The organism is Ruegeria sp. CH10 (genome assembly GCF_056537125.1).
Window position 1 is genome coordinate 1,006,140 of sequence record NZ_JBQFQY010000001.1, and the last position, 26,933, is coordinate 1,033,072.

Below are 26,933 nucleotides of genomic sequence, written 5' to 3' on the forward strand. Positions count from 1 at the left end.
ATAAGTAACCAAGTGAAGCATGAGAAGTAGGCACTTTTTGGTAACAAGAGATACAAAGAGGGTGAGATGAGATACGAAGACTGCCCAATCAGAAATGTGCTGGCTGGTTTGGGGGACAAATGGAGCCTTCTGGTGCTGGCCGAGCTCAGCGACGGTTCATGCAGGTTTTCGGAGCTATTGAAGGCCATCCCCGATATTTCCCAACGTATGTTGACCCAAACGCTACGCAAACATGAGCGGGACGGTCTAGTCTTGCGATCCGTCACACCAACCGCGCCGCCCAGGGTCGACTACGAGTTGACCGAACTGGGGCATTCTCTGGTGGCGCTGCTTGTGCCGTTGTCCGAATGGGCGTCCGACAACATGTCTTCAATCAAGAAGGCCAGAGAGGCCTATGAAGCAGCAAAGCACTGATCGTCAAATAGATATCATGGAAAGTACTGGCATTGGAACACTGGCCAATCGGACATTGGAACCTTGAGATCGAATGGCCGCAATGGCTGCCTCTCTGCCATCTAATGGTCTTAAAGTTGGGGTCCGGATCGCGTCCAAGTCTCCGGGTCGCTGCGCCACAGCCATTGGCGGCCAGGCAGCAACATCGTTGACTCCGCTCTCTTGGGTGCTTTATCGCTGAGGTCATGATCAGAACGTTCTTCGCATCGCATGACTATTATCCTCAGCTTTGATAGCTGCGGGTGATTGATCATTGGTTTTCCGCTGCCCCTGACAGCGGTCAACATGCAAACGACCTTTTGCCGGGTGGCAAACTCAAAGGTCGAAAAATGAAAAACAACAGCAGAAGTCGAAACGCGTCGCTAGGCATTGTAGGGTTTGGTGCGTTCGGACAACTTGCAGCTCTTCATCTCGGACAGCATTTTGAGATATCGGCCTATGATCCGTCCCCGAACCTTGCCGAGGTCGCAAAGAAACTGGGAGTGCGTCTAGCATCGTTGCAAGATGTCTCACAGGCTGATGTGGTCCTCATTGCGGCACCAGTTTCGTCCTTTGAGCAGGTTGTCAGCGAAGTCGCGGTTGCTTGCAAACCTGGCGCGCTTATTGTCGATGTAGGCTCAGTCAAAGTCATTCCTGCGGAAATCATGCGACGGTTGCTCCCGAACCATGTGGACATCGTAGCCACGCACCCGTTGTTTGGTCCTCAGAGTGCTGCGAAAGGTATTGGGGGGTTAAAAATTGCGATCTGCCCCGTTCAGGGAAGGCGACATTTGAGGTTGGCCGCTTTTTTACGCAAAGCGCTCGGTCTGACTGTCATTGTGACGACACCAGAAGATCACGATCAAGAAGCAGCTGTCGTCCAAGGGCTCACGCACCTTATTGCAAAAGTGCTGCTTAGAATGGGTCCGCTGCCAACGCGCATGACAACGAAGAGTTTCGACTTGTTGTCTGAGGCGATTTCTATGGTTCAGCACGATGCGCCAGAAGTATTCGAAGCGATTGAGCGGGCCAATCCATACGCCGAGACCGTGCGACGTCGGTTTTTTGAATTTGCCGCAAGTTTGAGCGTTGAGCTGGAAACCGCCTTGAGCACACCGCCACAAAAAGAAAGCGGGCAATGATGACGCTGCATCCAACGGCAATTGTGTCCACATTCCGGGATTTCGCTTCCGCGGCGAACGTCTGCAATGCAAGCTGCAACCGCAGTATCTGAGATATAAGTCGAGTGAGGTAGAGATGTCAGTGACAGTCCGGCCAGTCGCGGAGCGTGATCGAGAGGATTGGGATACGCTGTTCGAGGCTTACTGCGAATTTGGCGGCGATCAACAGACCGCTGAGATGCGATATCGCGTTTGGGACTGGATACACGATGAAACAGCCCAGACGACTTGTTTCGTCGCCGAAAACGATGCGGGCGACGTGATTGGTTTCGTACATTTTCGAGAATATGAGCGCCCAATGCCTGCAACCAAAGGAGCCTACATCGACGATATGTTCGTCTCGCCTTCGGCACGCGGACAGGGTGTCGTTGATCAGTTGATCGCTTCGGTCGGCGAGTATGCTAAGAAACAAGGCTTGGATGTGGTTCGTTGGATGACCTCTGACACCAACTATCGAGCTAGGTCAGTGTATGATCGACATGCAACGAAAAGTAACTGGATAACCTACCAGCTGAAAATGTGATGGTTCTCAATTCGGACTTGCATGGGTTTGGCTCTTCTTGAGCGACTGATCCCCTGCAGCGGACATTGGCGCAGCTGCAGCGAATTGGTGCTTTGTCCTGCAAACAGTGAGTTCTACCTTGTCGGTATTTCGCGCTCGCAGCGAACGGCAGGTTCGACGGGCCGCAACGCAGCAATTTGATTGCTGGTCTAAGGTCCGCTCAGGGCCGTTTCCGGCGTCGCATTTTCTTGAGTCATGACTGATGCTTCATGTGATGGGATTTTGGGCCCACAAGTTTGCGACTTCAATTAGTTGTGCCATGTGCCAAAAATTGATGTGGATTGCTCAAAGCGTTTTTTGGCGTGCATCCGCAGATAGTTAAAGAAATCGCTCGACTTCCATGGCTCGGCAAGCGGTACTGCCGCCATGGACGACACAACCCGGGAACAGCTCAATTTCGTTTTTGCAAAGTTAACGGGTAGTCTGGAGGACGCGGCATCGCAAGCTCTCAGAGGTCAACGATCGGAGATTAGACCAGAAGAAGCACTAGAGCTTGTTCAGTCCCTTCAGGTTCTGTTGCACCACGCGGCCGCGCGCATGCGGGCGATTGAGCATTTGGCCCGTCAGAACGGGCGAACCTGAAGCAAAACACCAACTTTGGATTGCGCAAAGTGGACGAACGGGCTTGTGCTGGATCGATGTCCAGTCAATCCGTAGACCTAGTCCAACAACTCACCTAGCGAGACACCAAGCGCAACAGCCAGCTTATCAACAACGGTGATCGTCGGGTTGCGCGCGCTACGTTCAAGGTCACTAATATAAGTCCGGTGAACATCCGCCTGATGCGCGAACTCCTCCTGCGACCAGCCTTTCATCTGCCGCAAGCGTCGCATGTTTTTTGCCAGGCGATCACATACATCCATATTATGTCTTGGACAGTGATGCAGATGATCGGTCTACAGACGATCAGTGACATACTCTGTTGACTTCTCTCCCAAACGAAGCGTTTCTATGTCACCGATCGACGACAAAGCGCGGCACATGCAAGACCAGTTGAACCCACCAGATGTGCGATATGTAAAGCTAGGCTCTGGCGGCAAACATGTTGATTATGCCCTGGAGAACGCGGTCATCCCTGTCGACTTTGACCTAGCCGATCATGCGCTGTGTCTGACAGACGACTGGGATTTCCTTATGACAACGATGACCCAGGCCGGGCGCGGAATTCAGGCTGCAAAAGAAGACATTCGCGAACTGAAGGATTTTTACGACCTGCCCTCTGGTTCACTTTGGATCACGATGGCTCGCGGGCATCTGTGGTGGGCACTTGCGGGCGACAAGATTGAATTGTCCGACCGTAGCCAACGTTGTAGCCTTTATCAGACATTGGCCAACTCCTGCTCTGCCGCCGCACTGGCGCCATCATTTTCGCGTTCGCTCGCCACCTCCTGAAACACCGGCCCGTCTTCACCAAGGCGCGGGATCAGGCCAAATGTATCCGTCAGGCGGCGCAGGATCACGTCACAGTAGGCTGGATCAATCTCGATCCCATATCCACGACGACCCGATTGCTCAGCCGCAATAAGCGTGGATCCCGACCCGCAAAATGGGTCCAACACCAACCCGCCGCGATGCGAGCAGTCCAGAATGGCATCCCTCACCAAGGCCACAGGCTTGACGGTAGGGTGCATCTCAAGGTCGCCCTGCCCCGAACCAAAGCTATTGGCCCCGGCATAGGTCCATATATTTGTCCGGTTCCTGCCATTCTTGCCAAGCTCGACATTGTTGATGTGTTTGCCGGCCCCCGACTTGAATACAAACACCAACTCATGCTGTGACCGGTATAGCGATCCCATCCCACCATTTGTCTTAGACCAGACACAGAGATGTTTCAGTTCGGAGTAAGCCACCTCCCCTGCCCCGAGGATTTCTCGCATATGGCGCCAGTCCATGCACTGAAAATGAATGGAACCGTCTTCACTATAAGAGGCAAGGTGTTGGAATACAGAGGTCAAAAAGCTCTGAAACCCTTCTGGCGACATTTCACCGGACGCCATCGCAAACTCTCGATGCTGCACCGACCCCAAGCCCGAGACGTGACCCTTTATGGGAACGTTGTAAGGTGGATCTGCAAAGACCACCTGCGCGCGTTCTGGCCCCAGTAAAGCCGCATAGGTCTCCGCATTGGTGCTATCACCGCAGATCAGGCGATGAGGGCCAATGTGCCAGATATCACCCTCGCGGGTTACCGGCGAATTCCCACTTGGGGTCGGAATTTGATCCAACGTATCCTGCTCTTCTGTATCACCCAGCCTTAGCTTTTGGATGCTCAGATCAATTTCAGGCAATTCAAAACCCGTTAGTGTGAGATCAAATGGGATTTCCAACTCATCGAGGTATTGGAATTCCAGCGCCAGAAGATCAGCATCCCAGCCTGCATTCTCGGCAAGCTTGTTATCCGCTATGATATAAGCCCGAATGTCCTCTTCGCTCATGCCTGACAGACAAATCGTTGGGACTTGCTCCAGACCCATCTGTTTGGCTGCCTCAACACGGCCATGTCCCGCGATGAGCTGATTGCCCTCATCAACAAGAACGGGGTTGGTAAACCCAAAATGCTCAATCGAGCGCATCACCTGCCGGATCTGGCTTTTCGAATGCGTTCGAGGGTTCCTGTCCCTCGGCTGCAGTGATCTCGGGGATTGATAAACTATCTTCAGCGCAGTCAATGACCTAGCTCCTCACATAAACGGAGCCGAAGTCAAAACGTCAGATACAATGCGGCCCCGGGTTTCACTTCGGGTCCACGTAAGCGCATTCTAACGTGATATATGTCTGGGCACGTATTTCAGCCAGGCGCTGTCCCGGTTCAATCTCAATCAACGTCAAGATCATTCCGGCCATTTTATAGTTAAGATCAATGTAACTATCGCTGTGATAGATTCAATACCGAACAAACCAGATAGAGCTGCGGAGGCTACTTGCAGTTTGGGCGCCAAAATTCTTTGTTTTCAGATCTACTGACCGAGTTACGCACGTTTTTTGGCTGGCCAGGAGAGGCGCTGGAAAATCGAACATGCGCCCCGAAAAGGCAACGTTGGCGTAGAATTGGACACCTCAACTTCCTGTCTTGGTCGGTGTGACACAAGACAGGAAACGTGGGTCCGATTATCCGTTACATGTGCTTGAATCGTGACCTGCCGACACGTTGTCGCCATCTGCTAGCACGTATAAATTCTTATGGCTGTATTTCTTTTTTGTATCGGTTCCGCCAGCATTCGTTGTGATCGTTATTTCATCGCAGGGGCTGCCGCATTTCAAAGAGTGTTCCGAACCAGGTGCTAAACCAGACACAGAATCGTATTTATAAGGATCGTCCCCTGTCGTGTTTACAGAGTACTTAGTCTTGACGTTTATAGACGTTGTAGATTGAGAGCAGTTTCTAGCTTTTACATCAGTGCTACCGGCCTGCGAAACATTGTTCGCCAGAATAGTAATCGTAGCTGCTAAGCACATAGTTTTCAGACTTTGAACACCTGACATGATTTTGCCTCTCTTTTTCTTTGAAGTCCAACTACAGATATGGGGCCATATTATGCCAAAGACGAAATCTGACCATGGACGGGCCTCTCATTTTAGACCCGGGTATTGTATCGGAATTGGTCCGTCTACCGGCCGCAAATGGCTTTAGGTAGCAATGACGCTATAGTCCATTACGCCCTTGTTAACCCTGAGTGCAGCCAATGCGTTTCGGGCAAAAGACTATGTCGCGATCTACCTGTGTCGATAGAAGTCCCACCTAGCAGCATTGCGCCTTCAAGCCGTGGGCGCATCCTCCAAAAGACAGTCAATGCCTGAGACAATCGTCGCACAAAAGTTGCAATCCTGATCCATCGACAGAACCAAGAACCAAGCCCGAGAATGCTCGAGGCATTGGACGTGAATCCCATAACTTCTCGTTTAAGAGAACTGTCCGGTGTTGCCCCACCAAGGGGCCTTACATTGATGTGCTTCGAGGAGACAAAAAATGAAGAGCACTTTGCTTGCAGCTGTTAGAAAGAGCAGTTCATGTTACGTTGCGCCCGGCCTAGCTGCTGCGCTAACCCTTAGCGCCGTTTTAGTGCCCGAAAAGGGTTATGCTAACAACGGTTCGATTGATTTCAGGAACTGCTCTGAGTCAGAGCACTCTGTTCACGCTTACATCTATAATAGTGATGACCTTTCATTTTTGGTCGCGACTGAAGATGCAAACATCTCGGCAGGCGCGAGTGACACTTTGTCTTGTCAGACGCAGCCTAACTGTACCGCCAGACTAAAGACTGCTTCAGATGTCGTTGACGTAAAGAACTATAGCCACAAAAACATGTATGTTTTGGTTGACTCAGACAAAAAAATCACTGCGCACGGTCACAACAGCTCGACCTGCAACAAGTAGAACAATAGCCGAGTCGCATCTCCTTGCGGCTCGGACGCCACTTCTAGCGGCTCAATTTGCCGGCTTGGTGCGGAGGAGCTTGAGCGACACTCCGGACCTTGGAGTGATGATACAGATTTACAGGGCCGAACAAGACATACGTCCATCGACAAGGGGTCCCAATTTGTCGCAATAAATTGAAGTAGGCAGAGCAGTAGTCACTTTAGCAGCATCTTAAGCAAACCGAGTAAGAGCGAGCATTAAATCCTGCTGAAGTTGAGCAAAAAACGGGCAGAAAATGCAAAGAACGAATTTGCGAACGCCAAGCATTCGAGCGAAGCAAACTGGCGGCGTGAGCGATAAATCCTACGCTGATACAACTAAAAGGCACTCAGTTAAAAGCCTGGTATCGTTGGCGCTTGGGTTAGCGCTCAGCGGTATCTCTGCATGTGGTAACATCGCTGCTACAACCGGCATAAGTTACAACGAAGGCCTTGCTGAGTCTTACAACAGTGTATTGTTGATGAATATTGTTCGTGCCGCCAAACGCTATCCACTCTACTACTCGGCTCTTGGAGACTATTCGGCAGATTTCGGTTCTGAGTTCGATATTGATCCCGACATCGAAATTCCATTTGGTTTAAGCGCCGATGAAGAAGGGATTGAACTATCCGTTAGTCCTTCGGTCGGGATATCAAGGGACGTAAACGCTAACGCCACCTCATTGGAGACGGACGACTTTATTGTGGCGATGAATACTCGGATTTCAGATCAAACCCTATTGTTTTTCACCCAAGGGAGAAACCGAGGAAGCCTAAGCCTCATCCTGATGGTCTTAGTAAACCGACTAGCGATCACCAAAACCGAGTTTCAGCAAACACTTAGCTTGGCCACGAAAACGTGCCAGGAAAAAAGCGGTAGACTGTCGATCGAAAGCCAGGGCATTTGTAGAGACTTGCAGTCGTATCAGCCCCCCAGTCAGTGTCCCGATCACTTGACGCTTTTGCGTTCGGCACCATTTGCAAGCTTCAAAAATGACCCTACGAACATTTGTGAGTTCGCAAGTTTTAAGTACTTTGTCGAAGCGCTTAGGGTCGCCGAGCCGCAAATTGTGGTCAGCGATGATACTGGCTTGAATTTTATTCTTGATCCCGCTCGTAGTAACATCACGCTGTTCTCACAGGACAAAACTGGCATCGAACTTCGTTCCCCACATGAAACGATTGGCTATCTAGGAGAGATTGTTCGTCAGAACTTTTTGGACCTAGACGGTGGAGTTCTAACGCTGGCTGCTCCGGATGGATCGTCGGCTCCAATTTTTTTGTTAAATGAAGGATCGTCCCGAGAGGCAGCGATTTCTGCAAAGGTTGACGGTGAAAACTATTGGATTCCAAAACAAAATCTCAGAGACGCAAGCTCCCATTTCTCTTTCATGGCGATGAGTATCGTCAAGGATATCGTTTCGCTGAACACTTCAGATAGTCAATTGCCTGCCAGCAGTACTCGAGTGGTAATCGAATAGGAGCCTGGTTAGTCTAAAGATCGGTAATCCCTTTTTGTGTCACTCTACCTTGAAACAATCATAATGTAACTTTGCATTCTTGCCCTCAGCGATTCCCACGGATCGCGGATGGCCCAACCGACACCAACACCACCCACCTTACATTGGAATTCAGCGGCGGTAATCCGGCCTTCACCGAATGGGCCAGATCTTCACGCAACAACTCCGTTTGAACCTAAGTTCGGCGTGGATAAAAAACTATTTTTTCAGCTGATCCGTGGAACAAACATCATCGGTTTTTTGAAACGACAATCCATCGACCGGAGGAAGCTAGAAGGCCATGCTTGGCTAATCCGAGGAAAACAGGCCTGATCAAAAAAAGGCCGATGCACCTGTGCGGAAGGGTTAAGGATAGTAATGTATCCACGCAAAAATGTGAGAGATCGCATGCATTTCTTTACCCTTTCAGCTCAGCAAGGTGCTGAATACAGGAGAAAGAAATGAAACTTCCATTGACACTTTCAGCACTGTGTTGCGCATTCATGTTTGCCACCTATGCACATGGAAATACACATGTTTATCATTGCAACGAGGCCACGTGCGCCTATTCAGACACTGTCGACGCCTTAACACCCAAAACGTTCAAAGTGACATGTACCAATCCGAAATACCCGAATGAGGAAGAACTGACCTGCGAGTCTTCAAACAAATTGGCAAATTGCTCAATCGAAATTCAAAATCACCCGGACTCCAGAGAGTGTGTCTGCCAGAACGGAAGCACCGAAAAGGCAAAGTTCAAAATTGGAGCAGCATGTAACTAACGTGATGTCAGATTAGGTGCGTCTGAACCTGTCAGAGGCCGCAAAGCTTCTTCGGCATAGTCTGGTGCTAACCCAAATATCATCGTCCAGCAACTTTGAGCGATCACTGAAACGACGAACTCAAATGAAAAACGAAAGACACTCAATATGCCAAATCTGAAAAAGCCATTGATGATGGCTGTTGCCTCTCTGGGTGTGTTGTCTGGTACCTTTGCGCAGGCTTCTGACAAGATCTATATTACGATTTATAACTGTAGCAATTCTCATCATGTTTTACATGTTAAGGTTTCCGCAGTTCATGAAACTAGTATTGACTCGAAGGGCAAAGTTCACTCGGGCAGTGAAAAAGAGTTTTATTGCAAGAGCGATGATAAATGTGACGTGCTGTTGTATAGCGACGTCGGGCGGTTGAATAAAAATACGAGCCGAAGCCCATGGTATGTGTATGTCTCAAGTAAACACAACATAGAAGCCAGCACTTCTGAATCAGAAGTATGCGGTTGATCTATGCGGATCTAAATTCAGATCTGAACGGCGGACTATTGGGAGCAGAGCTAGCTCCTCATATGATAAGGCGGGGCAACTAGACTTAGCTTACGTCAGTACCGAAGCATCCCGGATGCTCCAAAGTCTAATGTCAGAGAGTTCAGTTGGGCAGAAACCCCGCAAGCAAAACAGGCCTGGATCATTCTAGAAAATGATGCCGAAAGCTCACCCGCCGATAAATACAATATCTCCTTTGGTGCCTCAATAATTGTCCGATGACCGTCGCCTTTTTCGGAGATCCAGATATCCATAACAATCTGAGACAAGCATCCATCGACAAGTTGGATGCGATGAAACAACCCTAGTCCATCTAATGTACTGGGAAGACTTGCATGAAGGCGATAAGAGGATCATTTTTAGACTTTCTTGGTGACCCTTTTTACCGGGACTTCGAGGAGTCTATTCGATACTTGCAAGATGGTTTATTGATCATTGACGGCGAAAAGATCGTAGACTTTGGTCCCTTTTCGGATATTGGCGGCAAATACGAAAATATTCCTAAAACCGTTTACACAGACCGTGTCATCTTACCCGGATTTGTCGATACACATATACATTATCCGCAAACGGAAATGATTGCCGCTTTTGGTGAGCAGTTACTTGAATGGTTGGAGAAGTATACGTTTCCGACGGAAATGAAATTTCGCGAAAAGGCCTATGCCCGAGAAGTAGCTGATCGATTTCTTGACCTAATGCTCGCGAACGGCACGACCACGGCTCAGGTCTTTACAACCACGTTTCCTCAGTCTGTCGATGCGTTTTTTGAAGCGTGCAGCACTAAGAACATCTGCATGATTGCAGGGCTCACAGGTATGGATCGCCCGGGGCTGGCTCCAACTGAATATCTCGACACGCCCGAGTCCTTTTATACCAACAGCAAGAAGCTTATCGAAACCTGGCACATGAAAGGCCGCAACAAATACGCGATTTCCCCGCGGTTTGCCCTTGGCTCTACAAGAGAGCAACTTGAGAAATCTGGGCAGCTCAAAGCAGAATACCCGGACACGTGGGTCAACACCCATATGTCGGAAAACCATAGTGAAATAGCTCGAGTGGCTGAGTTGTTTCCCGAAGCCAAGGACTACCTGAACGTATATGAACGTGCAGGAATAGTCGGCCCAAAGTTTTCCGTCGGGCACGCGATACACCTTAGCGATGACGCGTTCCAAAGAATGGCGCGTTCTGGCGCTTCAATTTCATTTTGCCCCTCATCCAATCTTTTTCTGGGTAGTGGGCTGTTTAGGATTGAAAAAGCCAAGTCTACCGAAACTCCGATACATGTTGGCCTTGGAACGGATGTGGGCGCAGGCGACTGTTTCTCGATGCTGAGACTGCTGAATGACGCGTACAAAGTTTCTGCGTTACAATCACAGAAACTTTCATCCTTCAAAGGTCTGTATCTTGCCACCCTCGGCGGCGCCAAGGCCCTCGCACTTGATGACGAGATCGGTAGTTTTGATATTGGGAAATATGCAGACTTTGTAGTCCTGAACCCACGATCAACACCTGTCCTGTCATTCCGAGCCGAGAGTGTTGCTGTGGATTCCAGCCTATCACCCAGTGCTCAGGAGCTGCAAACCCTGGAGACAGAGGCGTTCGGCATGATGATGTTGGGTGATGAGCGTTCGGTCGAAGCAACATATGTAAGCGGCCAATGCCTGTACGAAAAAGAAACACCTTGGGCGTCGCGGCCTAGTCTATGATGCAGGATACTGGAAAAACAGGAACAGTATTGCTCTCGCTGCCGTCCAGCGGCCTTGATGAAGAGCAATACCTGCAATGGCACGAAGAACTGATCAGTATCGCGGGCAAATACGATAATTTTCTTTCCGGTGACTTCCTGAAGCCTATTGATGACAAAAAAGATCAATGGGTCCAGGTTTTGTCTTACAGCAGCGTTGAAAGCTTAAGATCGTTACTGGAAGACGCTTCATATCGCAAAGCGATTGCGGATTCTGAGATCAAATTTGGGCATGCTGTCACAGAACAGGTTTTTGTTTACAAAAAGACCGACGATTCACAAGTTACTGTTGTGATTTCACATTCGCTCAATCCCGGCTTCGAAAACGATTACAGGAATTGGCAGAAAGAAGTTGACGCTGCGGCGGCGAAGTTTCCCGGTTTCCTCGCGACAGAGTTGATCGAACCAGTTTCTGATCTTCAGTCCGAGTGGGTGGTGGTTTTCCGGTTCGATACAGTGGAGCACCTTGAGAATTGGTTTACGTCCAGTGCACATGAACAGCTTGTAAAAAAGGCCCAGCCATTTTTCAGAAGGGTTCAGGTAAGGCGAATGGGCACCGGAATGAATGAATGGATTTCCAACGCCGCTGGAACCAGTGACACTGGGCCTACACAGCTCAGAATGGCGATGGTTGTTTTGTTGGTCCTTTACCCAACTGTGATGGTGCTCACGCTCTATGTCATGCCCTTGATGGGTAACACTCCGTTCGCCGTTTCTATGTTTGTTTCGAACGTGATGAGTGTCGTAATTCTGACGTGGTTATTGCTACCAGTGGTGACCCGCGTCCTTAGCTTTTGGCTCGACCACAAGAACGCCAACGATCGGATGAAGTCATTCATAGGTTTTGGTTTGAATATTCTGTTCTACATCTTGTTCGTCGCGCTGTTCTATTCGGCGGGATCTGGTTTCATCGATAACTAGCGACGTTGCTGGCCAGTGCGGCGGTGTGCAAGAAAACCCAAAAGTAGCCTGTTTCGCCAAACCGCGATTTCGCTTTGGGCGCTCAGCCTTGAAACACAGTCACAAATCCGATTTTCCCAGGGCCAGGCTGTATATTCCGCATGAGAAGGTCGGCTTCCGCTGTCTCCCGCCAAAGAAAAATCTCGTCCTACCAAAACTCCGGTAAAAAACGTTCAAGATACGAAAGGTGCCGCTGGCAGAGTGACTGTTTTGACGAGCGTTCAGCCAAAAAAGACCTGTAGAAATCTCATTATATACCTTGCAGCTTTAGTTCGTTTCTGCTCGGGCACGTTCAGATTTAGATACATTCTTTTTTCTCATTTGGGTCTTTGAGTTGAGGTCTTGCTCGTCCATACGGTTTTTCACAGCTCCCCTTGGCTGTCGATGGATCATCGTCTCAACATTTGGCGTCAGACTGTATCTTCACTGAACTGCCCAAACCCAAATACCTGGCGCAAGATTAGCAGGTCCTGCCCCCAGCACCCTTCACAGTTCGCTCGTTTGATCGTGGAAAGTTAGACAGTCGGGACCAACGCTCTTCAAGATAGCTGGCTCGATCAGGTGCGTATCGTTGGGATAAGGGCCCGATTTTTTAAGTGCCCCGCGTAGACCCTCTTCCGGAGGAACGCGCTGCCAAACAACTCTTGTTGCGTAAGGCGCACCCCCTAACCTCCAAGAGCTACCATGCATCAAACCTTTCATAATGTCAGGCCTGTACGCATGTGGCGCATCCAACGTCGAAAGGCATACAGAATGCGGTGGTTCCGAGTTTTGTTCCGTAACGTATACCCGTCCGTTAATGAATACCGCCGAACCTTGATAGCGCGCTCTCTGACGAATACCAACTTGTGGATCTTCGCCCCGCTCCGACGTCCAAACAGCGACGTGATCGTCGGACTCTTTCAACACAGTGACGCCGACCTTGATCATTCCGGGCCATGATGGTGTCCGATAGAAGGTATTGTACGTTCCGAGTATGTAGCGCCAGTTCTCGATCGGACTGGTTGCTAGGGTACGATAAGTAGAAGTCGGGAGTTTGTGTTCAGGAGGCGTAGGCTGAAGCGGCGAACGCGCCTCGGGTTCGGCTTCAATGTGCGACCCCTTTGGACGCAAAAAGCGCAGCCCCCGACCGTATTCCCATTGGATACAGCGCTCCGAGTTGTTGTCATCCACCAGTGCCTTTCGCAATGCGCCAACACGGTTGTACAATGCGGCATCGGAAATTTCTCGGCCGTCCCACACGGCCTCAATAAGCTCTTCCTTCGTTACGACACGACCCTCATGGTGGACGAGGTACTGAAACAAGCTCAAAACACCGCGCTGCAGCCGGACAATTTCGCCGTCAACAAAAAGTAGGTTTCGATTGGGTTCGAAGCTCCATCGCCCGTAGCTGATCTTTTGAGGATCAGTCCGCATGTTTCGCAACTCCATGTGACTTTAGTTGTAAATTATATGTAGTTTCTGTGATGTTTCCTGTCCAACTCAACTTCAAGTTGGAGAATTGGGAATTTTGAGGGGAGAGCCTTAATCGGCGCCAGTGCAACATACCCTAAAGGAAATCGACGACACATCAGATGCTCTGCAATCGCAATGAGAGTCTATCAAGCCCGTGAACTTACCCACGATGGCGGCGGCAGGCAGGCAAAATGCTCAAATACAGTCGCCTTTGGAACCAGGTCGCGACGTAACCAAGGAAAACAGAGGCATTTTGATGTCCAAGCCTACACGCGCAGGTAGTATTTTCACGAAGGCACATGAACACGAACAGGCAAACAAAGAAAAGTAGCGAAGAGGCGAAATTGCCATGGTGCAGGACACACTTATCCCTTCTTTACAGATCAATTCTGATCTGTTCGGCTCGGCGCAGATATTTGATGCCTGGCGTGAGGCCGTAAGGCCGGTGTACGCCGTCGATCCGGACTCGGACGCAGACGGCACAAAAGAAAGCGTCAACGCATGGTTGTTCGATGAACTTGTCTTTTCTGATGTGCGATTTTCAAAGCAAAGCTTCAAACACGATGCGTTGCATGCGCGCGATTCAAACTTTGTATCACTGCAGGTCTATCTGAAAGGTGGGTGCGACGCCATCATTGATGATCGTTCAATTCAGATCAGACCGGATGAGATACATATACTGGACTTTTCGCGCGAGTTTTACTCGACTGCAGAAGCTTCAGATGTTGTCGGGGTTGTCGTTCCGCACGAAATGATCGGCTATGATCCCGGCAGACATGCCCCTCACATGTGTTTCTCTCGCACATCAAACGTCGGACGTTTTTTGTGGCAGGTTTTTTCCGCGTTGTTTGATCAATTGGATCAGGTTCAGCAAAGCGATGCCCGCGCTCTTTCCGAAGGATTCTGTGCCTTGCTGCAAGGGCTTTTGCTACCAGAACAGCGCATCGAGACTGAATCGAAGAAAAACCGTGAGGAACGACTTGCCGAGATGCAGTCCTATATTGCTCGCAATCTGTCGCAGGCGGACTTAGGCGCTGAACACCTATGCAGAACCTTTAATATCTCCAGGCCGTCTCTGTACCGCATATTCGCCCGTTCTGGTGGCGTGGCTAACTATATTTCACAACGTCGCCTGGATAGAGCCTATTACCTACTCGCCTCGGGCTCTCACGGACAAAGCCGGATAAAGGACGTAGCGGATCGGCTGGGCTATCAGGATTCAGCTCATTTCAGCCGCTTGTTTCGTCGGCGCTTCGGTTCAACCCCAACTCAGATAATGACAAACTATATCTCAGTAGAAAATGTACTTAAGCCCGAGATCGTTTCGGGAACAGAAACTGAATTCGGGCGTCTCAATCAATGGCTGTCGAACATGTGATGTAGCATCACAGTATGAGGACCCTTCTGACAGTCCAACGTTGAAAAGTGTGGGCGAAACCAAAGTTCGGCATCGCCCACATTTTGCTTTTATCTTTTTTATCTACGACTTGCCCTGCAAATCCATAGACACACTACTGAGCTCTTGGCAGCGCCTTACAGAATCTCATCATTCCCAAGAGCTGCCAATTGTTGGGCTACGCTGCTAAGTACATCGCCGTTCCAATCGGATGCAGAAAGATTCTCTGAGGTCAGGTCTTCGGCTTGGGTGTCCTCCAGGATATACTTCTGACCCCCATTCCCAAGAACTTCGATGTGAAGATCATCATCAACCTCGGTTATGCCAATGCTGCTTGCCGCCATTGCTCCGAAATCCAAAACGTCTTCTGCGGCATTGAAGCCCGAAATGAACTCTTCAGCGGCCCAGGCCCATTCAATGCTCACAACGTCCTGAACGCCATTTCCGGGATCATCCTGATCCATTGGCACTAAATCGCCATCTTCACTGCCCGAGGCCCCCGTGAAATCGTCGGCCGGATTTGATCCCTCGGTGGCGTCCGGCGCAAAAATGTTTTCTCCAGCTCCGTTTTCAACGAGTGACAGGATTTCCGAGGCCGCTTCGGCGTCCATGATGGTAAAGTTCTCCAGGCTCAGATCATCCAGAGAGACCCCCTGCAGGGTCACGCTTTGGTTGTTTGTCGGGATCGAAAACACGGTGCTTCCGTTCACCTCTGAGACGTCGATCGCATCGGCGCCAAACCATCCGATGTAGATTGTGTCTGTTAGAGGATCAAAGCCAGTCTCAGTGCTGTGCACTCCCCAATCCCAGTCTATCGCAACCGTTGCCGTGGCTGCAGTCACATTTGCAGTGCCATTGCCATAGTCTCCATTGGAGTCAGAGCCCGGATTGGAGCCATCACCTGTTTCCTGACCGCTGCCATCATCGGCATCAGTGTCGTCCTGATGATTGTCAACCGGATCACCTCCTGTTCCTTCTGCTATTCCTTCCCCAAGAGGATCCGAAAGTGTGACCATGCTTTGGAAGTAGTCAATCACGACCTCTTCCGCGACGTTCAACGCGGGCCATTGCGGATACTCGAATGTGTCATTCATGAATACAGCGGTCTGACTGTCGTCCAGGATCGTAAGATGGTTCACGTCATGGGCGGTTGCACCCTCGCTTTCCGGGAACACCAGATCGCCATGCGTTCTAGAATGCATCCACCCGCCATAGTGCGGTTCCATCTTTAGGGTATTGACGAAGTGATCGACCAGATTGTTCTCGGCAAGATACTCGACAAAGCCATCGTGGTCATACTGGTCAACGATTGCCATGGTTTCTTCAACTGTCCCTAGACGGGCAGTCCGCTGAACATCGGCAAGAATGAGGGGATCAAAGTGTTCATCCGCGATCCAGCCCACTTTGGCGCCTTGCATCGCATAGAACAGCCCTACCCCGAAAACGTCCATATCCCAGGCCGTGTCGTTGTTGGTCAGATCATTGGCAAATGCCCAGTTTCCGATTGTTTCCAGATCGGTATCTTCGATTCCCAGGAAATTCCGAAGGGCGTTGTAGGCAACCAAGGCTTCCGTGGTGATGGCAGTGCGTCCGCCTTCAAGCTCAGAGTGCTCTGTATGATCGCTGGCATCGTGATGAGATCCAAAGGCCGTGATGTCCGTAAACCCGGACCCGCCTCCATGATCCATATCGTCGTGGTCCATATCGCCGTGGTCTACAGCGCCGTCGTCCCCGTTGTGATCGTGATCCATATCATCATCATGATCCATGCCATCATCATGATCCATACCGTCATCGGTGGCACCGTCATCGCCATGGCCCATGTCGTCCCCCGTGTGATCACCCGAGTCATCATGAGGGCTGTCACTGGCATCACCCTCATCGGCATCCAAACCGACCGGCGTGATTTCCGTGGACGATCCGACACCGTAAAAACTGAAGTTCACGGTTTCGCCCGCCTCCACCTCTGCGTTGTCGCCAGTGGGTTGAACGGTATAGACGTTGCCTTCATGCGAAATGATGGTCGCCCCCTGAATATCCTGGATATCACCTGCATATTCAAAGCTGAGGGTCCAACCGTCCATGTCGTCTTGTGCATGAACACTAAGAGTGGCGCTGAGGGCACCGGCCCAAACCGTGTCGAGCACGACCTGCACCGAGGATGGACTGACTTGATCACCGCCGGAGTTACCGTTGCCGGCCTCTCCGTCATTGTCGCTCTCACCGTCGCTTGCGTCACTGCCGCCAGTGTCTGCATCGGTATCGTCGCCGCCGGCCCCGGGTCCGTCAGGCAAATCGCTTGGCGCTGTGCCTGTTTCAGCAATCGGGGCGACAACACCGTCCCCCCCGAACACGTCATCGAACTCCAACGAAGACGCGGCCGAAATCTCGTCGAAGGTCATGCCTTCGAACCAAGAGTTATAGGCCGCGGTGATCAAGCTTTCTGAGCCGTTGCTGTCGCCGGACGTGTCCCAGAACATGACGCCACCCAATCCCAGAGACTGCGCCCATTCGGATTTCAGCGCGATGGTTGACGGTGTTTCGAACGAGCTGAAGATACCCAGCGTCGGATTGTACAGGAATGCCGCCTGGGCGTCGTCGTCATAGTAAAGCCCCCAGTCGCTGTCCAAGGCTTGCAACTCATCGAGCAAGTCCCTGTATTCATAGTAGGCTGGCTCTGATCCGGGATAAGTGCCGGGCGCACCACCGCCACTTGGGCCATTCCAGGCATCTATCGGATTATCGACCGACACACCCTGCCAGGCACGTGTGTAGGCAGGCAGGCCAAGAACAATCTGGCTTGGGTCAACACCCGCTTCCAGATAGAGATTGATCGCTGTTGTGACATCATAGTTGGCACCAGTCAGATCATACATTCCAGCCAGATGCCCGGTCGTGTTCTGCCACGCACCGTAGAAGTCATAGGTCATGATATTCATGTAGTCGAGGCTCGCAGCCAGCCCGGGGATGTCGAGATTGGCGATCTTGTCATGCCCCGCCGGAAGCGCTGCCGACATGGTGTAGCTACGCCCGGTTTCCGCCTCCAGCTGATCCAGAGCTGCGCGGGTTTCTGCAGCAAGCAATGTAAAGTTTGCGCCGTCCTCAGACCGAACAGAGTTGGTGCTGAGGCCTCCACCTCCCGGGTATTCCCAATCGAAATCGATGCCATCGAACATCGTATTTTCCTTAAGGAAGTCCAAAACACTGTTGATGAAGGTTGCGCGCCCCTCAGCCGTGGCAGCCATGTCGCTGAAATTTCCGGAAAGCGTCCAGCCTCCGATCCCAAGCTGGGTCGTCAGATGAGGGTTTGCTTCTTTCAGCTCAGCAAGCTGATTGAAATGGCCAGCAACCGGTTGGTCCCAGGTATCCGCGACGCCGTCGATACTATCCTCAGCAGAGAAAGCGACGCCTGTTGCGGCCCATGGATCGTGCAATTCGATCTCGAATGCGCTGTTGACGTTTACAAACGAGTAGATGAGATTCGTAATGTTCTGCGCCTGCACATCCGTCATATTGTGATCGCGCTCGTATATTCCCCATTCCGGGAAATAGGCAGCGATAATGGGTGCGCCAGCAGAGGAATCGCCTCCGGTGTTTCCACCCGTGCTGCCGCCCGTATCGCCCCCGCTTTCTCCACCAGTGTCTGTATCTGGCTGACTGCCGTCGTCGTCGTTTGACGCATCATCGATATCGTCGCCCGTGCTTTCATCGGTGGTCCGGCCTATCAATGACAGGATCTCGGCTGCGGCGGTGCCGTCCATGATTGTAAAGTTCTCAGGGGTCAGATCTGCCAGGCTGATTCCCTGAAGTGTTGTTGTCTGGTTGTTCGATGGAACAGAGAAAACCACATTCCCATCAACTTCAGTGAGATCAATCTGATCTGCGTTGAACCACCCGACAAAGATGGTATCCGATGCCGGATCGAAATCCGTTTCAACTGCGTTACCGCCCCAGGCCCAATCAATAGACACATCCGCACTACCGGCATCGACACCCGCCGACCCGGTTTCAGAATTGCCCATGGTCGGTTCACCCGGAACGCCAAGACCCTCATCTCCGGTTAGACGGTCCTGAAAATACGAGATCAGCTCATCGCTTTGCGGCGCATCAAAGCCGCCAAACTGCTGCATATACTGCAGGATTGATGTCCCAAACTCATCGTTGCTTAAGCCACCCGTTAAGAACAGATCGACAACCGCAGGCGCGCCACGAAGATGCGCAGAGGCCAGAATACCCGTGAGCGTAACAGGAACCGGTGTTGTTTCGCCTTCAGTCGTATAGTCGATCGTCGTACCGATGAATTCGTCCAGCGTGCGGCCGGCTGCGGCTAGACCTTCATTAATAATTTCCAGATTGTGACCAAACGCTTCACGAATTGCGACATCCTGGGCGTCCTTGGTCATGAAGTCTTCAAGAGACTCCACCCCATTCTTGCCTGTCCAGGTACCATCCCAAGTATTGGTCGCAGCTCCGTTACCATAGTAGAGGTCGTCATCGTAGTAACCCAAGTCAATCAGCAACGCCTCTCCAAACTGGTAGCCCACAAACCCAAAGCTGTTCAAAGACCGATACGCCATCGCTTCCCATTCATCGGCCGTCAAATCAGACCAACTTGAATATTGCGGAAAGAACTGTTGCACGGTTCCGTTGGCCCATTGATCAAGTTGGTGATCCTGAATCACCCCTGCATCATAGCGATCCCGATCCCATCCTGATTCAAAAGCAAGAAGTGCGTCGAGAAATTCTTCAAAAGTGTTTTCCATCTCTGGCTCATCCCATCGTGAGGTTTTCCTTAACAGCACAAAGCGGTACGAATCTGTAATTGACCTCGCAATGGAAAATGCGCCCGACCCTAATTGTGAGCGGCAAAAGGCTTCAATTGGAACGGATTAGCAAATAGTTGCCTAGATTAAGAAACTATAAATAAAAGTTAATTTGAGTTCGAAATCAAAGAAATAAAGAAACCGAAATTAGATACTGGTTTTGATTCTAAATGTCTCAAAATGTATCAAAATGTATCAATACGGATCGTATTAAATATGTCAATATTGGGAAGAGTCAGCAATGCGTAATAAAAGTAAACCAGGCAAGAACCAACTAAGCATAAGGGACTCTATTGTTTCTCTTCGCGGTTGGTTTCTCAGCGTTGCTGGAATCAGTTTTGTCGTAAACGTTCTTGCGCTCACCGGCCCGATATTCATGCTACAAGTATACGACCGAGTTCTGGTTAGCGGCTCTGTTCCCACGCTTGTTGCCATCGGAGGATTGGCATTAGTTCTTTATCTGTTTTTTGGCTTCCTTGAGGCACTGCGCGCGCGGATATTGTTTCGGATGGGTCAGCAAGTCGACGCCCAATTGTCTGCAACCGTTTACACACTTTCTAACCTACAACCTCTTGACCCTGACAATGGAGGTAAGAGAGTTACGCCAGTCCAAGACCTGGAAAGCACAACAACCTTCCTTTCGGGACAGGGACCTACCGCAATCTTCGATGTCCCGTGGCTTCCGTTTTATCTCTGCATCGTCTTTATGTTTCATGAGATTTTGGGCTATGTCGCACTCGGTGGCGCAGCGGTGATTTGCTTGCTTATGGTGCTCAACGAAGTGGTGGCGCACAAGCCGGCTAGCGTTGCCGCGTTCTTGCGGTCACAACGCGCGGCACTGGTGGAAGAAGGTCGCCGAAACGCCGAAACAATACACGCAATGGGAATGTCTCAAGCGCTGGCGCAGAGATGGGAACAAGCCAATCTAGAGCAGCTTCAGGGACAGCGCATCGCAGCAGACTGGACAGGTTTTTTCAGCTCGGCGATCAAGACGATCAGGTTGATCCTACAGTCGACTATCCTGGCGGCTGGTGCCTGGCTTGCAATAAGGCAAGAGATATCACCCGGGGTGATGATTGCCTCGTCAATTATGACCTCGCGCGCGCTGGCTCCGGTTGAGCAGGCCGTAGCCAACTGGCGTGGCTTCGTTTCAGCGCGTCAAAGCTTTGCAAGGCTGAACGCGTTCATGAGTAAAAACCGTCTTGTTGTACCAACTACAAAACTAGGGCGTCCCCAGAATCGACTGGAACTCAAACAAGTTTACTGTGGGCCTGCCGGGGCGAAAGATCCCGTGATTCTAGGCGCTTCACTAGAGCTCGAAGCAGGTGATGGCATGGCGATTTTGGGGCCGTCTGGCTCCGGCAAATCGACTCTGGTCAAAGCGATTACCGGCAGTGCCGGCACCTTCAAGGGGGACATCCGCCTTGATGGCGCGACCCTTGATCAGTGGAGCGACACTGAAAGAGGTCAGTTTATCGGTTATCTCCCGCAAGAGCTCAGCCTGTTCGACGGAACAGTGGCGCAAAATATCTCACGCTTTGATCTCAACGCGTCATCTGAGGAGGTTATCGAAGCTGCGATAACCGCAAATGTCCACGATTTGATTCTTGATTTACCCGAAGGTTATGACACGACCATCGGATCAGACGGGTATCAGCTATCCGGCGGTCAAAAACAACGCATTGCCTTGGCCCGCGCACTATTTCGAAAGCCGTTCCTTCTGGTGCTCGATGAGCCCAATTCTAATTTGGACACCTTTGGCGAAGCGGCTCTGGCAAAAGCACTGCTTGAGATGCGAAGGCAAGGGTCCATTGTGGTCCTGGTCGCACATAGACCTCAGGTTCTTGCATCGATGAACAAAGTGGCATGCCTGAAAGACGGGCGTATCGTGGCGAACGGGCCGAAAGACGAAATCATGGGCAATTCGCTGGTGGCCTTCAAATCAGAAAGGGCTGCCTAATGACCCTCCACATGAAAACGAAAGACAAGGCTCAAAAAAATCAGCTGCTCGAACAGAGCATTGGACGGCATGTGATTTTGGCTGGCGCAACCATTTTCCTGCTGGTTGGAATTGGGGGCCTCTGGTCTGCATCGACAAAAATCTCAAGTGCGGTGATTGCACATGGACAGGTGGTTGTCGAAGGTGACGTTAAACAGATCTCTCACCGAGAGGGCGGTATTGTGGGTGAGATTCTGGTAGAAGAAGGTCAAGAAGTTGTTGCAGGTGAAGTGCTTATTCGCTTGGATGATACACTTGTCCGAAACAACTATACCATCCTCACCAGTCAACTTATCGAACTGGAGGCACAAAGCGCTCGATTGAAAGCCGAGTTCGAAGAAGAGAGCACCGTCAACTTTCCTGACCGAAAATACGACATGAGCCATGACTCCTATGAAGAAATCAAAACCACACAGCTAAAGTTGTTGACCGCTCGCAGCGGGAGTCTGGACAAGCTCAGAGGCCAGTTTAAAGAGCAAATTGAACAGCTTGAAAAGCAAATCAATGGATTGGAGACAAGGCTTGAAACGAAACAACGTGAGCTTGAGCTGGTAGATGAGGAACTGAAAGATTCTCAGAAACTGTTTGAAAAGAACCTCGTAACCAAAAACAGGATCACACAACTGAAAAGAGATCAGACACGCCTGTCTGGCGAATATGGTGAGTTAGGCTCTCAAATCGCAGGCCTCAATGAAACAATAAGCGAAACAAACATGAAGTGGCTGCAAAATGAAGAAAGAAACCGAGAAGAAATCCTAGATGAATTGCAGAGTGTGACAGCCGAGATCACCGAGAAAAATCTGCAACGAATCTCTCTGGAAGATCAGTTGGGTCGGCTTGACGTTCGCGCCCCTCTGGCTGGCTTTGTGCATCAACTTGATGCTCATACTGTAGGCGGGGTCATCCCGCCTGCTTCGACAATCCTCCAAATCGTTCCGAAGAATGATCAGCTGGTAATTGATGCCAAAGTCGATCCAACTGACATCGACCAAGTGTATCTTGGCCAGGAAACCACCATTCGCCTCCCGAGCCTTGATCAGCGCCAGACCCCCAAGCTCTCAGCGAAGGTGCACACTATTGCAGCTGATCAGACTTTCGACGACGCGCTACAGCGTGGTTATTATCATGTCCGACTGCAAGTGACCGAGGGTGAACTTGCCAAATTGGGCGATACTGATCTGATCCCCGGCATGCCTGCCGAAGCCTTCATTTCAACAGGGCAACGAACAGTTCTGGCCTATCTTTCCAAACCGATCCTGGATCAAATCGCACACTCGATGAAAGAGAGCTAGAGCGCAGAAAATCAAAGCCCCTGATCAACAGCGCTAAATCTAAGTATCCAAACATCCAGACCCAGCGCAAAAAGTAAAATCGTATCTTGGCAAATAAAAATAACTGCCATATGAAAATGGAAATCAGTCAATAAATCTCCGATGTCATCAAGAAAATTAGTGATATTTTTCAGCGCAAACACTTTGCGAGCTGAGACAGGCATCTATTGAACTTCGAGACGACAGTCTATGGATCAAATATAGATATTATGATTTGATTGAAATACTCTAAATACAAGATGATTGGGTACAAAGAAGTACTAACGCGAATATCAAAACGCGCAGCAATTAAGAGTCGCTATAAATGGCTCTCGAGTACCTGAATAACCACTCACGATAGGGGCCAACCCCCTCGCCCCAATGTGAGGCCTTGTTTGGATGATGCAAGGCCTCACATACCAATACTTCTGACTTTCAAAGCCATAAAAGAGCTGAAGTGCACAACTGAAATAGTTCGCATTCCGATACAGTATTGAGAATTTCATTATTTTTCCCAAGTCTTGAAGGAGCTAACATCGTATGGATTCGAATGAAGTCTATAGGGCGGATTTGTCTGCTATTTTGGCACAGGGTGGGTCATCACAAATCGAACTCTCATCAATACGAGGCTCAACGATTTCAAAAGCCGTACTTGGAGCCCTTGTGAGATCCCGATTGAATCCAAGTGATCACCTGCTCGTCATTGGGACAGAAGCGGACTCCACACTAGATCAACTGCACGATGATATAGACTTTGACATTTCTGGAACACAGATCGGGTCGTTCACTCAATACCTGAACCGTGAACAAAAACTATCGAGAATGACGGGGCAATGCACAATTGAAGGGCTAAACTTCACCGACAGTAGATTTGACGTAGTTGCATGTATCCAGGATTATAGCAGTTTGACTGGTCTGCGGGCCACATTCTCAGAGTTGCTGCGTATCACGAAGTTGGGTGGGTCGCTTTGCACTGTTATTCACACATGTAGACGACCCAGAGCTTTACAAGAAATGCAAAGAGCGGAATGCGCTGATTCCGAGGATCTCCAGGTCGATGTAAAAAACATGTTTTTAGAGAGTGAGGCTCAGTGCGTCGTCAGAGTTCCTTGTGCAAGAACTTCTCTTGCCTTTTTAGTCAAAAAGTAAGTTGGGAATGCAAACGGCCCTCGTCGGTCTTCTTTTTTTGTTCAAGAGATGAAGATCCTAGCCTAAAGCACTGAAACTGGGGTGTACCTTTGGAAACCAATTGCTTCAGGATTCAAGCATCAAGTCTGACCTGCCCCCACGACTCTCCAATTCGTAACGCGAGTCTGCAGGCTTGGATTCCATAACCTTTGGTTTCGAGGCGGGCGCGGAGCCTTCAATTTGTTCAAGCATTCGACGAGCTCGTACGAGCGTCTGGTCGCCAGGTGTTGAGTGCGAGTTGGCGTCATCGCGCCAGAGCGGCAGCATGCGCCGGGCGTCGTCCAGACTGTCGCATTTCTCTTCGTTCCGAAGTTTATCATGCAGGCTGCCGTTGAAACTCTTTTTGAAGGCGCTTTATCGCGGCAATCCTGAACCAAATTGGCGCCAGTTGATGCTGTTGTTGCCCGCCCATCTAAGGATCGACCGGCTGGAGAACTAGCCACCGTAAAAACTTCGGAATGATGTTACATCCTATGTGCGGGATAGCCGGCAGATTTGGCACCAAGTCTTTGATATGCTGGGGTGTTCGAGCAGCAACCCTATCCGCCAGCAGCCAACGCTCGGTCGATTTGTTTCAACGGCCTTCATTACCAAGCTTGTCCGGGGGTTGTCTGCCTGGCGGTCTTCGGCTCGACATCGACAAGTCGGCTGGCCCGGCTTCGCCTTTCTCGAAAATCCTGATGATTGTGTCTCAGTTAAACGGCTCTTTCGGGTTCGATTTTTCCTTCGAAAGGTTAAACGGACTCTACATCGGAAAGATGGAGGTTTCGGGGAGCAGGTCGACCCTAAGGTCAGATTTCGTACACTATTTCGAGCAGCCGTCGTCCGATAACTCGACTGAAGATACAATAATCCCGATAAAGTCGAGACAGCTGTACATCGACAACTCGCGTGTCCCGTGAAATGTTTTAGCTTCAACTCGGAACTTGGAGAGGTTCGCTTATATCACGAGCCTTGTTGAGTTCGGCGATGTGATAAAAACAGAATTACACTAAGCGTACAGGCGAAAAGACAAAGATGCATCAATCACTGGAACAGCATGTTATCGCATTTAAGGGCGCTGCCTTATTGATTTGTCTGGCCGGGACACAGGCAACGGCAAATACAAAAATAGACATCCTGAACTGTGCGAATTCATCTCGTCCCGTCGAGGTTGCAACCTTTGACCATTTCATCGGTTCAGCAACGGCAACAATTAAGGCTCAGATCGATCCTGGGGAAAGCACCGTTGCGAACTGCGCTACGAGCGAATGCACTCTGGTTTTTATCACTGACGCAAGTGTTGTCAAAAAAACAACTAGTAGCACCAGTGTTTCTACTTATGTAGACGCAGAGTCATTTACGCATGTCGAAGATTCCAACAGCGCTTGCAAGTAGCGTCCTGAATGTATTGGTCTTTCGGCACAGCCATGCCGATTTTTGTCTGGCAGAATAGCGTTGATGATAAATCACCGTAGCCAGAAGCAGTATCGGAGGTCACTCGTATGGTTTTTCGCAGAAAACTCCAGACCACACAGTTTGCGGCTTTGGCGATATCTGTAGCTCTGGTATTAGGGCTTTCTGCAGTTCGAGAAGCAGCTCTGGCTGATGAAAAGAAAGAGATCACTGTAGATACTCAGGTCTTCGTAAAGAACTGTTCCAATTCTCATCATGAAGTTAAGGTTCAGTCCTTTAACTACGATAATCCCATCACGCCCGTATCTAAACCTTATACGAGCAAGACACTCCATTCAGGCACTGCGGGTGATTTCTATTGCAAAGCGCAAAAGTGTAAAATTACCTTTCACAGCGGGTCTGACACCAAGGAAAAAGACACGAGCCAGTCTCCGTGGTACGTCCACGTACATGATAGTCACAAAATGGACATCAGCTTGGATGCGAGCATTTGCAACTAGATAAACCGAAAAAGGCTGGATTTGTATTGCAAACGCCAGCGGTGATACTGTCGAGCATACCATACTTCGCCGCGTTAAGCGCCCTGCTGCAGATACTGCCTGCTTTGGCCAGACGCCATTTACCAGCGTTTCCCAGCTTACTGCATCAAGAAGGAAAAGCGGATGATCCAATCTAAGTTGATAAAGGCTGAACCTTTCCTCTACCCTGTTCGGTTTAAATTCGTTCTTTTCTTTCTGTTTGGTGTTGCCGCCTCAGTGAGCCCGGCCCTGGCGACGAAGCACAAATCCGTCACATGCGCCTCAACCGAGTGTACAACAACAGAAAAGCTTAGCTCAGGATCGCTAACTGATACTAAAAAATTGGAAATTACTGCGACTTGCAGCGCTTCATCTTCTGCGGCGCCAACGTATTTGCACTGCAAAAGGGAAGAAAACGTTTTTGACGGCTCATGCGATACTGCAGAATACACTGATGACAATGCGACGTGCAAATGCTCGAACCGCGATGTCTCAGCTATGCATATCGAAGTCACCGTGAAATGCGCGGAATAGTAGTTTCATTTGGAAACAACAAACTGCAGGATGCTTGCAATACACTAAGCGTTTTAACGCAGGAACTGTCAGGATCAGTTTGAATCCGGTCGGATTTCAACCTGATAGAACCGTTTCAGCTGATCAAGACTCGTGTGTTTTTGTGACGGTAGTTTCACTTCACAACGACAGCGTGTCTGATCTAATTACGAAGCGACATGCCGTGTGGCATCATAAA

The 26,933-nt window shown here is 50.2% G+C and carries 19 protein-coding genes; 14 read left to right on the forward strand and 5 right to left on the reverse strand.

The genetic code is table 11. The annotated features are described in order from the left end of the window. Positions 1–66 precede the first annotated feature (66 nt). The 3 genes from ACRZ94_RS05025 (at position 67) to ACRZ94_RS05035 (ending at position 2,136) form a co-directional block, all read left to right on the forward strand. Positions 67–414: a winged helix-turn-helix transcriptional regulator gene (locus ACRZ94_RS05025; RefSeq protein ID WP_480796816.1), complete on the forward strand. Its 348-nt coding sequence runs from the start codon at positions 67–69 to the stop codon at positions 412–414. A gap of 281 nt (positions 415–695) precedes the next feature. Beyond that, positions 696–1,574: a prephenate dehydrogenase/arogenate dehydrogenase family protein gene (locus ACRZ94_RS05030; protein ID WP_480796817.1), complete on the forward strand. Its 879-nt coding sequence runs from the start codon at positions 696–698 to the stop codon at positions 1,572–1,574. A 115-nt stretch (positions 1,575–1,689) separates the two neighbouring features. Beyond that, on the forward strand, positions 1,690–2,136 hold the full coding sequence (locus ACRZ94_RS05035; protein WP_480796818.1) for an N-acetyltransferase family protein: 447 nt from the start codon (positions 1,690–1,692) through the stop codon (positions 2,134–2,136). Positions 2,137–2,834: 698 nt separating this feature from the next. On the opposite strand, the gene ACRZ94_RS05040 is transcribed toward ACRZ94_RS05035, so the two are convergent. Beyond that, positions 2,835–3,038, reverse strand: coding sequence for a helix-turn-helix domain-containing protein (locus tag ACRZ94_RS05040; RefSeq protein WP_480796819.1), 204 nt, complete (start codon positions 3,036–3,038; stop codon positions 2,835–2,837). A gap of 88 nt (positions 3,039–3,126) precedes the next feature. Here ACRZ94_RS05040 and ACRZ94_RS05045 point away from each other — a divergent pair, with 88 nt between their 5' ends. Next, positions 3,127–3,567: a hypothetical protein gene (locus ACRZ94_RS05045; protein ID WP_480650032.1), complete on the forward strand. Its 441-nt coding sequence runs from the start codon at positions 3,127–3,129 to the stop codon at positions 3,565–3,567. Here the strand turns inward: ACRZ94_RS05045 and ACRZ94_RS05050 are convergent. Continuing rightward, on the reverse strand, positions 3,495–4,844 hold the full coding sequence (locus tag ACRZ94_RS05050) for a site-specific DNA-methyltransferase (protein WP_480650031.1): 1,350 nt from the start codon (positions 4,842–4,844) through the stop codon (positions 3,495–3,497). The two genes, ACRZ94_RS05045 and ACRZ94_RS05050, sit on opposite strands and share 73 nt — an antisense overlap. Before the next feature lie 2,037 nt (positions 4,845–6,881). Between ACRZ94_RS05050 and ACRZ94_RS05055 the strand changes: the two genes are divergently transcribed. The 4 genes from ACRZ94_RS05055 to ACRZ94_RS05070 all read left to right on the forward strand — a co-directional run bounded on the left by ACRZ94_RS05055 (position 6,882) and on the right by ACRZ94_RS05070 (position 12,059). Further along, positions 6,882–8,051 carry a hypothetical protein gene (locus ACRZ94_RS05055; protein WP_480796820.1) on the forward strand — a complete coding sequence of 390 codons (1,170 nt, stop codon included), beginning with the start codon at positions 6,882–6,884 and terminating at the stop codon, positions 8,049–8,051. A gap of 947 nt (positions 8,052–8,998) precedes the next feature. Beyond that, a complete protein-coding gene (locus ACRZ94_RS05060; protein ID WP_480650028.1) occupies positions 8,999–9,355 on the forward strand; it encodes a hypothetical protein in 357 nt (118 codons plus the stop codon). A 374-nt stretch (positions 9,356–9,729) separates the two neighbouring features. Then, the gene (gene guaD / locus ACRZ94_RS05065) at positions 9,730–11,100 is read left to right on the forward strand and encodes a guanine deaminase (protein WP_480650027.1); all 1,371 of its coding nucleotides are present in this window, start codon (positions 9,730–9,732) and stop codon (positions 11,098–11,100) included. After that, entirely contained in the window at positions 11,097–12,059 is a 963-nt protein-coding gene (locus tag ACRZ94_RS05070; RefSeq protein ID WP_480650026.1) for an antibiotic biosynthesis monooxygenase, read from the forward strand. The genes guaD and ACRZ94_RS05070 overlap by 4 nt, the downstream gene beginning before the upstream one ends. A 525-nt stretch (positions 12,060–12,584) precedes the next feature. Here the strand turns inward: ACRZ94_RS05070 and ACRZ94_RS05075 are convergent. Beyond that, the gene (locus ACRZ94_RS05075) at positions 12,585–13,514 is read right to left on the reverse strand and encodes a winged helix-turn-helix domain-containing protein (protein WP_480650025.1); all 930 of its coding nucleotides are present in this window, start codon (positions 13,512–13,514) and stop codon (positions 12,585–12,587) included. A 388-nt stretch (positions 13,515–13,902) separates the two neighbouring features. Here ACRZ94_RS05075 and ACRZ94_RS05080 point away from each other — a divergent pair, with 388 nt between their 5' ends. Then, on the forward strand, positions 13,903–14,931 hold the full coding sequence (locus tag ACRZ94_RS05080; RefSeq protein ID WP_480650024.1) for a helix-turn-helix domain-containing protein: 1,029 nt from the start codon (positions 13,903–13,905) through the stop codon (positions 14,929–14,931). Between the two features lie 155 nt (positions 14,932–15,086). Here ACRZ94_RS05080 and ACRZ94_RS05085 read toward each other — a convergent pair whose 3' ends face one another. After that, a complete protein-coding gene (locus ACRZ94_RS05085; RefSeq protein WP_480796821.1) occupies positions 15,087–19,712 on the reverse strand; it encodes a glycosyl hydrolase family 18 protein in 4,626 nt (1,541 codons plus the stop codon). Positions 19,713–20,013: 301 nt separating this feature from the next. On the opposite strand from ACRZ94_RS05085, the gene ACRZ94_RS05090 reads away from it, so the two are divergent. Then, entirely contained in the window at positions 20,014–21,732 is a 1,719-nt protein-coding gene (locus ACRZ94_RS05090) for a type I secretion system permease/ATPase (RefSeq protein ID WP_480650022.1), read from the forward strand. An 11-nt stretch (positions 21,733–21,743) separates the two neighbouring features. Then, a complete protein-coding gene (locus tag ACRZ94_RS05095; protein ID WP_480650021.1) occupies positions 21,744–23,063 on the forward strand; it encodes an HlyD family type I secretion periplasmic adaptor subunit in 1,320 nt (439 codons plus the stop codon). A gap of 11 nt (positions 23,064–23,074) precedes the next feature. Here the strand turns inward: ACRZ94_RS05095 and ACRZ94_RS05100 are convergent, their stop codons facing one another. Beyond that, entirely contained in the window at positions 23,075–23,266 is a 192-nt protein-coding gene (locus ACRZ94_RS05100) for a hypothetical protein (RefSeq protein ID WP_480650020.1), read from the reverse strand. Between the two features lie 355 nt (positions 23,267–23,621). Here ACRZ94_RS05100 and ACRZ94_RS05105 point away from each other — a divergent pair, with 355 nt between their 5' ends. The 3 genes from ACRZ94_RS05105 (at position 23,622) to ACRZ94_RS05115 (ending at position 26,164) form a co-directional block, all read left to right on the forward strand. Next, positions 23,622–24,230: a methyltransferase domain-containing protein gene (locus ACRZ94_RS05105; RefSeq protein WP_480650019.1), complete on the forward strand. Its 609-nt coding sequence runs from the start codon at positions 23,622–23,624 to the stop codon at positions 24,228–24,230. Positions 24,231–25,286: 1,056 nt separating this feature from the next. Then, complete coding sequence (locus ACRZ94_RS05110) at positions 25,287–25,646, forward strand: hypothetical protein (protein ID WP_480650018.1); 360 nt, start codon at positions 25,287–25,289, stop codon at positions 25,644–25,646. A 107-nt stretch (positions 25,647–25,753) separates the two neighbouring features. Beyond that, positions 25,754–26,164 (forward strand): hypothetical protein, encoded by a 411-nt coding sequence (locus ACRZ94_RS05115; protein ID WP_480650017.1) that lies wholly within the window; start codon positions 25,754–25,756, stop codon positions 26,162–26,164. Positions 26,165–26,933: the final 769 nt, after the last annotated feature.

What these genes read in the sequence shown, in the direction of transcription:
- ACRZ94_RS05025 (WP_480796816.1), top strand. Translation starts at nt 67, where the DNA reads ATGAGATACGAAGACTGCCCAATCAGAAATGTGCTGGCTGGTTTGGGG.
- ACRZ94_RS05035 (WP_480796818.1), top strand. Translation starts at nt 1,690, where the DNA reads ATGTCAGTGACAGTCCGGCCAGTCGCGGAGCGTGATCGAGAGGATTGG.
- ACRZ94_RS05040 (WP_480796819.1), bottom strand. Translation starts at nt 3,038, where the DNA reads ATGGATGTATGTGATCGCCTGGCAAAAAACATGCGACGCTTGCGGCAG.
- ACRZ94_RS05045 (WP_480650032.1), top strand. Translation starts at nt 3,127, where the DNA reads ATGTCACCGATCGACGACAAAGCGCGGCACATGCAAGACCAGTTGAAC.
- ACRZ94_RS05060 (WP_480650028.1), top strand. Translation starts at nt 8,999, where the DNA reads ATGCCAAATCTGAAAAAGCCATTGATGATGGCTGTTGCCTCTCTGGGT.
- guaD (WP_480650027.1), top strand. Translation starts at nt 9,730, where the DNA reads ATGAAGGCGATAAGAGGATCATTTTTAGACTTTCTTGGTGACCCTTTT.
- ACRZ94_RS05070 (WP_480650026.1), top strand. Translation starts at nt 11,097, where the DNA reads ATGATGCAGGATACTGGAAAAACAGGAACAGTATTGCTCTCGCTGCCG.
- ACRZ94_RS05075 (WP_480650025.1), bottom strand. Translation starts at nt 13,514, where the DNA reads ATGCGGACTGATCCTCAAAAGATCAGCTACGGGCGATGGAGCTTCGAA.
- ACRZ94_RS05080 (WP_480650024.1), top strand. Translation starts at nt 13,903, where the DNA reads ATGGTGCAGGACACACTTATCCCTTCTTTACAGATCAATTCTGATCTG.
- ACRZ94_RS05085 (WP_480796821.1), bottom strand. Translation starts at nt 19,712, where the DNA reads ATGGAAAACACTTTTGAAGAATTTCTCGACGCACTTCTTGCTTTTGAA.
- ACRZ94_RS05090 (WP_480650022.1), top strand. Translation starts at nt 20,014, where the DNA reads ATGCGTAATAAAAGTAAACCAGGCAAGAACCAACTAAGCATAAGGGAC.
- ACRZ94_RS05095 (WP_480650021.1), top strand. Translation starts at nt 21,744, where the DNA reads ATGAAAACGAAAGACAAGGCTCAAAAAAATCAGCTGCTCGAACAGAGC.
- ACRZ94_RS05100 (WP_480650020.1), bottom strand. Translation starts at nt 23,266, where the DNA reads ATGCCTGTCTCAGCTCGCAAAGTGTTTGCGCTGAAAAATATCACTAAT.
- ACRZ94_RS05105 (WP_480650019.1), top strand. Translation starts at nt 23,622, where the DNA reads ATGGATTCGAATGAAGTCTATAGGGCGGATTTGTCTGCTATTTTGGCA.
- ACRZ94_RS05110 (WP_480650018.1), top strand. Translation starts at nt 25,287, where the DNA reads ATGCATCAATCACTGGAACAGCATGTTATCGCATTTAAGGGCGCTGCC.
- ACRZ94_RS05115 (WP_480650017.1), top strand. Translation starts at nt 25,754, where the DNA reads ATGGTTTTTCGCAGAAAACTCCAGACCACACAGTTTGCGGCTTTGGCG.